The 5,744-nt window shown below is 27.9% G+C and carries 8 protein-coding genes; 5 read left to right on the top strand and 3 right to left on the bottom strand.

Annotated features, from left to right (window positions below):
- Window positions 1-198 precede the first annotated feature (198 nt).
- A complete protein-coding gene (locus tag NSA58_RS14745) occupies window positions 199-399 on the top strand; it encodes a hypothetical protein (protein ID WP_052232809.1) in 201 nt (66 codons plus the stop codon).
- A gap of 129 nt (window positions 400-528) precedes the next feature.
- On the opposite strand, the gene NSA58_RS14740 is transcribed toward NSA58_RS14745, so the two are convergent.
- Window positions 529-978, bottom strand: a complete 450-nt coding sequence (locus tag NSA58_RS14740; protein ID WP_039678130.1) for a staygreen family protein — start codon at window positions 976-978, stop codon at window positions 529-531.
- 180 nt (window positions 979-1,158) lie between these two features.
- Between NSA58_RS14740 and NSA58_RS14735 the strand changes: the two genes are divergently transcribed.
- Together NSA58_RS14735 and NSA58_RS14730 are read left to right on the top strand one after the other, a co-directional pair.
- On the top strand, window positions 1,159-2,202 hold the full coding sequence (locus NSA58_RS14735) for a hypothetical protein (RefSeq protein ID WP_257560630.1): 1,044 nt from the start codon (window positions 1,159-1,161) through the stop codon (window positions 2,200-2,202).
- 242 nt (window positions 2,203-2,444) lie between these two features.
- Entirely contained in the window at window positions 2,445-3,359 is a 915-nt protein-coding gene (locus NSA58_RS14730) for an alpha/beta hydrolase fold domain-containing protein (protein ID WP_039678131.1), read from the top strand.
- A 71-nt stretch (window positions 3,360-3,430) separates the two neighbouring features.
- Here NSA58_RS14730 and NSA58_RS14725 read toward each other — a convergent pair whose 3' ends face one another.
- Window positions 3,431-3,865: a hypothetical protein gene (locus NSA58_RS14725; protein WP_039678133.1), complete on the bottom strand. Its 435-nt coding sequence runs from the start codon at window positions 3,863-3,865 to the stop codon at window positions 3,431-3,433.
- A 298-nt stretch (window positions 3,866-4,163) separates the two neighbouring features.
- Between NSA58_RS14725 and NSA58_RS14720 the strand changes: the two genes are divergently transcribed.
- The gene (locus tag NSA58_RS14720) at window positions 4,164-4,412 is read left to right on the top strand and encodes a GH36 C-terminal domain-containing protein (protein WP_257560629.1); all 249 of its coding nucleotides are present in this window, start codon (window positions 4,164-4,166) and stop codon (window positions 4,410-4,412) included.
- A 75-nt stretch (window positions 4,413-4,487) separates the two neighbouring features.
- Window positions 4,488-5,522 carry a LacI family DNA-binding transcriptional regulator gene (locus NSA58_RS14715; protein WP_039678135.1) on the top strand — a complete coding sequence of 345 codons (1,035 nt, stop codon included), beginning with the start codon at window positions 4,488-4,490 and terminating at the stop codon, window positions 5,520-5,522.
- A gap of 132 nt (window positions 5,523-5,654) precedes the next feature.
- On the opposite strand, the gene NSA58_RS21015 is transcribed toward NSA58_RS14715, so the two are convergent.
- The gene (locus NSA58_RS21015; protein WP_408645542.1) at window positions 5,655-5,735 is read right to left on the bottom strand and encodes an IS3 family transposase; all 81 of its coding nucleotides are present in this window, start codon (window positions 5,733-5,735) and stop codon (window positions 5,655-5,657) included.
- Between the last annotated feature and the right edge of the window lie 9 nt (window positions 5,736-5,744).

Genomic DNA, 5,744 nt, shown 5'->3' with positions numbered 1-5,744 from the left:
TTAAGGATTTAATTGGAGGGGAATAAGTGAAAATATTTAAAAATAAAAAGTTAAACCTTTGTTATATTGTATTAATACTAATGTTAATACTCATGGGAAATAGCAATAATTAATTGTAGCAATGAAACTCAAGAGTTTAGTATAAAAATAAAGTCTCCTTCTTTAATAAAAAATCATATAAACAAGGATTATGTTGCTTTGAAAAAGAAGGTGGAAATTTATCCTAAGGAAGGGCAAAATGTATATATAAATGAAGATTTTGACTTTGATTTTAAAGATAATAATGCAGGTTATAGCATTCAGGCTTTTGAGTATGTTTTATTTGACGATGATGAAAATGTTGTTTTTAAGGGAACTGTAGATGATTATTTTGTAGATGAGATGTACTTGGACTATTAGATTTTAGGTGGATGATGAAAGTTAGTGAAGTAGATAGTTTGATAAATAGAAGTCCTTTCCCTTTAACGAGTGGAAGGACTTCTATTTTTAGTGTTTATTTTATATATGGTTAAACTTGGATTTTGTTTATTATAATATATAATCTCTCACATAACCATAAGGTTCATAGTTATCAAACATGGCAATATCAGAATCAAACTTCACATAAATAGGTGTATTAAGAAGATAATCATATTCATCAAGTAAAGCTCTATCCCCATAAAAAACAGCATTAAGAGCTAATTTCATATGATATTTAAAAGCTGCATATTTCATAGAAGCATCTAAAAAATTACCATCCCCAACATATGCATAAAAAATTAAAATAAAAGAGTTATAACCATATCTTTTCCACTTTCCAAGAAGTTCATCTCTAAGATTTTCATCTATGGCAGAATAATTGTATTCCTCTCCTATATCTAAAAATAACATTCCAGTTTCATCTGAGTGAGTTAATGTGTATTTTCTCTCTTCTACGGGTCCAGTTTCAGTCATGGGTTCATAGAAGGTAGTCTCAAGCATGTTTGAATCAAAGTTCATAAGATAACCTACTTTCAAAAGTTTGTGTTAATTTATAATATAGGAAGAGGGTAGGATTTGTTACTATGGAGAGATAAAGGGTTTGAAATCCTATATAATATAACTATAAAGATAAAAACTAAATAAAAAATTTATAAAGATGGGAATATTTTACCAAATACAATCAAATTAGGGGGAATCATGGAATATAATATAATAGGTCAAACAGTTTTACATAAAGCATTTGGAAAAGGCGAAATTTGTGATTTTACAAACAACATAATAAAAATATCCTTCCAAACAGGAGAAAAAGATTTTGTTTTTCCTGATGCATTTGAATTATATCTAAAAGCAGCAGATGAAAACTTTCATAAATATGTAAAAACTTTAATAAAAGAGAAAAAGATACAACAAGAAAATGAAAAAGCAGAAAAACAACGTATAGAAAGAGAAAATGCTTTAATTAATTCTAAAACTAATAAAAAATCAGTAAGAAAAAAGAAAAAGGAGATTCCACGTGAAAATATAGCATTTAAATGCAACTTTTGTGATGGAGGAAAATCAGACGAACAAGTTGGATATACTAGTGTCTGTAGTGATGATGTAATTTACAACAACATAGTAATAGAAAATAAAACTTGGTGTAAATCTCCAGAATGCCCTTGTTTTCAGTATCATAATAATGAGATAACTAGAAAAGAATTAGACTCATATTGCAATGATGGAGGTTTTGTATGTTATGAAAGTCAGATGCTAAGAGAGTGGAGGGCTTATGCTGGTATTGTACAAAGAGGGGAGAGAAAAGGTGAGCCTATGAAATTAAATAAAGTACAACGAAACAGTTTATGTGTACTAACTACACGAAATCCACAAATGGTCGAAAGTGAGCGATACATATTTGCAGTATTTTTAGTAGATGAAACATATAGTGGAGATAAAAGTGAAGAAGGATATGTTGGGACTAGATCCAAGTATAAAATTAAACTTTCACCTGAAGAAGGTAAAAGTATGTTATTTTGGAAGTATCATAAAAATAGTAATAGTCCTAAAAAAACTGCATGGAGCTCTGGGCTTCATAGATATTTTGAAGATGAAATGGCAGCACAAATTCTAATAGATATTGTAAATATAAAAAAAGGTACAAAAGATGAAGTTTTAGCTACTGAGTTTTTGAGATATTTTTGTAAAATAAATGAAATTGATATTAATAAAGTGAAAAATCCTAGTGGTGCTTTAACATTATAAATTTTTAGATAATAGGATAAGAGGATTTTGAGAACAATAAGCGAATTATATATATGAAATATAATCCACTGAAAATATAAACACACAAAAAAATAAGACCATGAAGGTACTGTAATAGCAACTGAAGCTATAAGGACTTTCATGGTCTTTTCCCCTTTAAGGATAATTTAAGCTTGCTATGTTTAAATATACTTAAAGAATTATATTTACAGAACAAGAATACAATTTGAGGAGGAATAAGAATGAAACAGGAACTAATCCCCGCATACAAAGATATGGAAGAACAGATTAAAAGAATAGCTAAAAATAAGCAAAAGAAATCTGAACCAATATGTATAAGTGGAAAGCCAATGTATCTACCTCTGAAAGGACATAAGATAGAAGTTACTTATTATAAAGCCAAGAAAAGAAATGCACCAATTATATTTGGTACTTATGGCGGTGAATTTATTATGGATGATTATTCATATGATAATTTATTTTGGGAGATGATTTCTCATGAGTTTGAATGCAATGTAGTTTCTATATCATATAAAAATTTTAGAAAAAGTAAGTTTCCATGTGCCATAAATAATGTTTATGACGTGATTTGTTACTTTATGGATAACGCATCACAGCTTGATTTTGACAAGAATAAAGTAATAATATTTGGAAGCGGTATAGGTGCAAATTTTGCCACATCAGCAGCTTTGTTAGATAGAACAAATAATACTAATTACATAAAAACACAAATATTGAACTATCCATATTTAGATTTGAGTACAAACTTAAATAAACAAGTATGTGATAAGTTTATATCTCCAGATAAATATGTCAATGACGTAGCTGAATTAAAAAATCCATTTGTATCACCTATTTTCGCATCGAAAGAAGCTTTGCAAGGGATGCCCAAGACTATTATGATTTGTGGAGAAGAAGATTCTTTGCGCTTGGAGTATGAGAAGTATGCTAAAATGCTACGAAATAGTGGAACAGAGGTATATTATCAAAATTATAGTGAAATGGAGTATGGCTTTGTAGAACTTTATTTCTTGCTAAAATATATGCCGCTTAAATCTCAAACTTTGTCTAATAAGATGAAAGAACATTTTATTAGTGGACAATTATATCAATCTGTTATGTCAGCAATTGAGTTTATTAAAAAACATTGCTTCTAGCTGAACTTTCATAATAGAACCTTTACAAATACCAAGGGTGTATCAATTTAATTTTGATACACCCTTGAATTTTAATAATTTAAACCAAGTTGTGAGTCAGGTGTTGAATTTGCTTTAAAAGGTATAGTTTCAATTTGGTTTTGTAGTGGTTTCATTCTATCTTCTTCGTCCCAGCTAAACCAAATAGTTCTAGTCTCACCCGTAGAACCTAAATGAGATAATTCTGGGATTTTCAATAATATCTCTTCTTTTGGCTTAATAATAAAATTATTAAAATGATGGGATGAATCAGTTTTGTTTATATAAAAACTGTATGTCACATCCAATTCTTTGTCTGTATTATTAGTAACTCTAAGTACGGGATAGCCATATTCATTTGTTAATGTTTCATTATTTTCTAGTTTAATATGATTTGAGGTGAAGTCAAAAGTTTCACCAAATGAGTTATTTGAAAGTATAATTACAAAAAAGAATAAGCTAAGTAGTAAAAATTTCACTTTCTTCAATTGAAAAACCTCCTTTAGGATATAGTATTTACTATTAAATAAAAGAAATTCAAAATCATATAAGAAAATGGAATTTTCAAACTTATTAATTAAAGAAGAAAATTAAAAGGTAAAAGTAAGTAAAAAATAGTAAAAATAAGTAAATATTATTGTAAATATTATTGATGGTATGTTACTATGAAAGAAACATCAACGTTTAACATAAATAGGGAGGAAATAAAATTAATAATGAAAACGAAAGAAAAATGTCCTTTGAACATATTCAAGCTATTTATGATATAGTAAAAAAGTTAAAGAAATGGTGTATGATTACAAAAATATACGAGAAATAGTACAAGAAGATGATTTCTTCAGATTGGAAAATACTTCATCCAATGATTGTCATCTGTTTGAGTATACAAAAGAAGACCAAGCTTTATTATTTGTATTCTTACCTCAAATAAAAATTGGACATAGATCAGTTAGAGTTAAACTTAGAAACTTTGATGAAAAAGCAATCTATGAATATAAGCTAAATGATGAAGTAATAAGTAAGGAGCTTATTTAATGAATCATGGAACAAATCTACATTTAAGAGGAGACTATGCAAGCAAGATAATATGTTTTTAGAGGAGGTAAAAGAGTGGCAACACTAAAAGAAATTGCCAACAGTGTTGGTGTATCTGTGGGGACTGTATCTAGAGTTTTAAATCACGATAGTAGCATAAGTGTGTCTGATGAAACTAAAATAAAAATATTTGATACAGCAGAAGAATTACAATACAAAACTTTAAAACAAAGAAAAAATATAAATAATGTTAATATAAATAAACTAAGAGTGGGTATCGTTGAGATGTATAATCACAGCGAGCAATTACAAGATCCATATTACTTACTTTTAAGGAGTGTGGTAGATAAAGAGTGTTTTGATAATGAAATAGAAGTTGTTAATATATATAAATCAGAAAATGGATATAAGTTTATTGGTAATGAAGAATTAAATGGAGTTATAGCCATAGGAAAGTTTAGTAAAAAAGAAGTAAAAATGTTAAGTGAAATAAGTGATAATATTGTCTATTTAGACTCTTCACCAGATGAACAAAAGTTTGATTCAGTAAATGTAAACTTTAAACTAGGAACAAATAAAGCTTTAGACTACTTATTAGAACTTGGTCACAGGGAGATAGGATACATAGGAAGTTATAAAACTCTAGACGACTTTAAAGAAAAAACCATGGATAATAGACTTAAAAATTATACAGAATATATGAAAAGTAAGGATTTATATAAAGAAGAAAATGTTCTAGATACAAAGGAAATGACTACAATAGCTGGATACGAAGCAATAAAAGATTTTATAAATAGTTCTAAAAAAATGCCAACAGCTTTCTTTGTAGGTACAGACACAATTGCAACAGGTGTGTTAAAAGCTTTGTATGAAAATAATATTAAAGTACCAGAGGATGTCAGTATAATAGGATTTAATGACTTAATAGCATCTCAATATACCATACCACCTCTTACTACGGTTAGAGTTCATATTGAACACTTGGCCAGTGCATCAGTAGATCTTATATTAGAGAAAATTAATAAAAGTAGATCTTACTGCAAAAAGGTTATAATACCAAGTGAACTTGTAATAAGACAAAGTACTATGGAATTAAAAAATAACAATTAAATAATAGAATACTAAAAAGATTACAATCTTAAGATTGTAATCTTTTTTTGATTAAATTTCTTAGAAAAAAACAAGTAAAAAGACTGGTGAAAATGTGAACTGCACCCTTCATGTGGAACAATATAAAACAACCTAGGCTACCTTTTTCTTGTATTTTACAGGAGAAAGGTAGTTTAATTTTGCCTGTATTCTTTCTTTGTTATAATAATCTATATATTGAGA

This window comes from Terrisporobacter muris, from assembly GCF_024621905.1.
GTDB lineage: Bacteria > Bacillota > Clostridia > Peptostreptococcales > Peptostreptococcaceae > Terrisporobacter > Terrisporobacter muris.
The sequence above is the reverse complement of the archived record's forward strand: the minus strand, read 5'-3'. Positions and strand labels throughout refer to the sequence as shown.

Bases quoted from the DNA above. Each gene is read 5' to 3' on its own strand.
- NSA58_RS14730 (WP_039678131.1), top strand. From the start codon at position 2,445: ATGAAACAGGAACTAATCCCCGCATACAAAGATATGGAAGAACAGATT.
- NSA58_RS14740 (WP_039678130.1), bottom strand. From the start codon at position 978: ATGAACTTTGATTCAAACATGCTTGAGACTACCTTCTATGAACCCATG.
- NSA58_RS14720 (WP_257560629.1), top strand. From the start codon at position 4,164: ATGGTGTATGATTACAAAAATATACGAGAAATAGTACAAGAAGATGAT.
- NSA58_RS14735 (WP_257560630.1), top strand. From the start codon at position 1,159: ATGGAATATAATATAATAGGTCAAACAGTTTTACATAAAGCATTTGGA.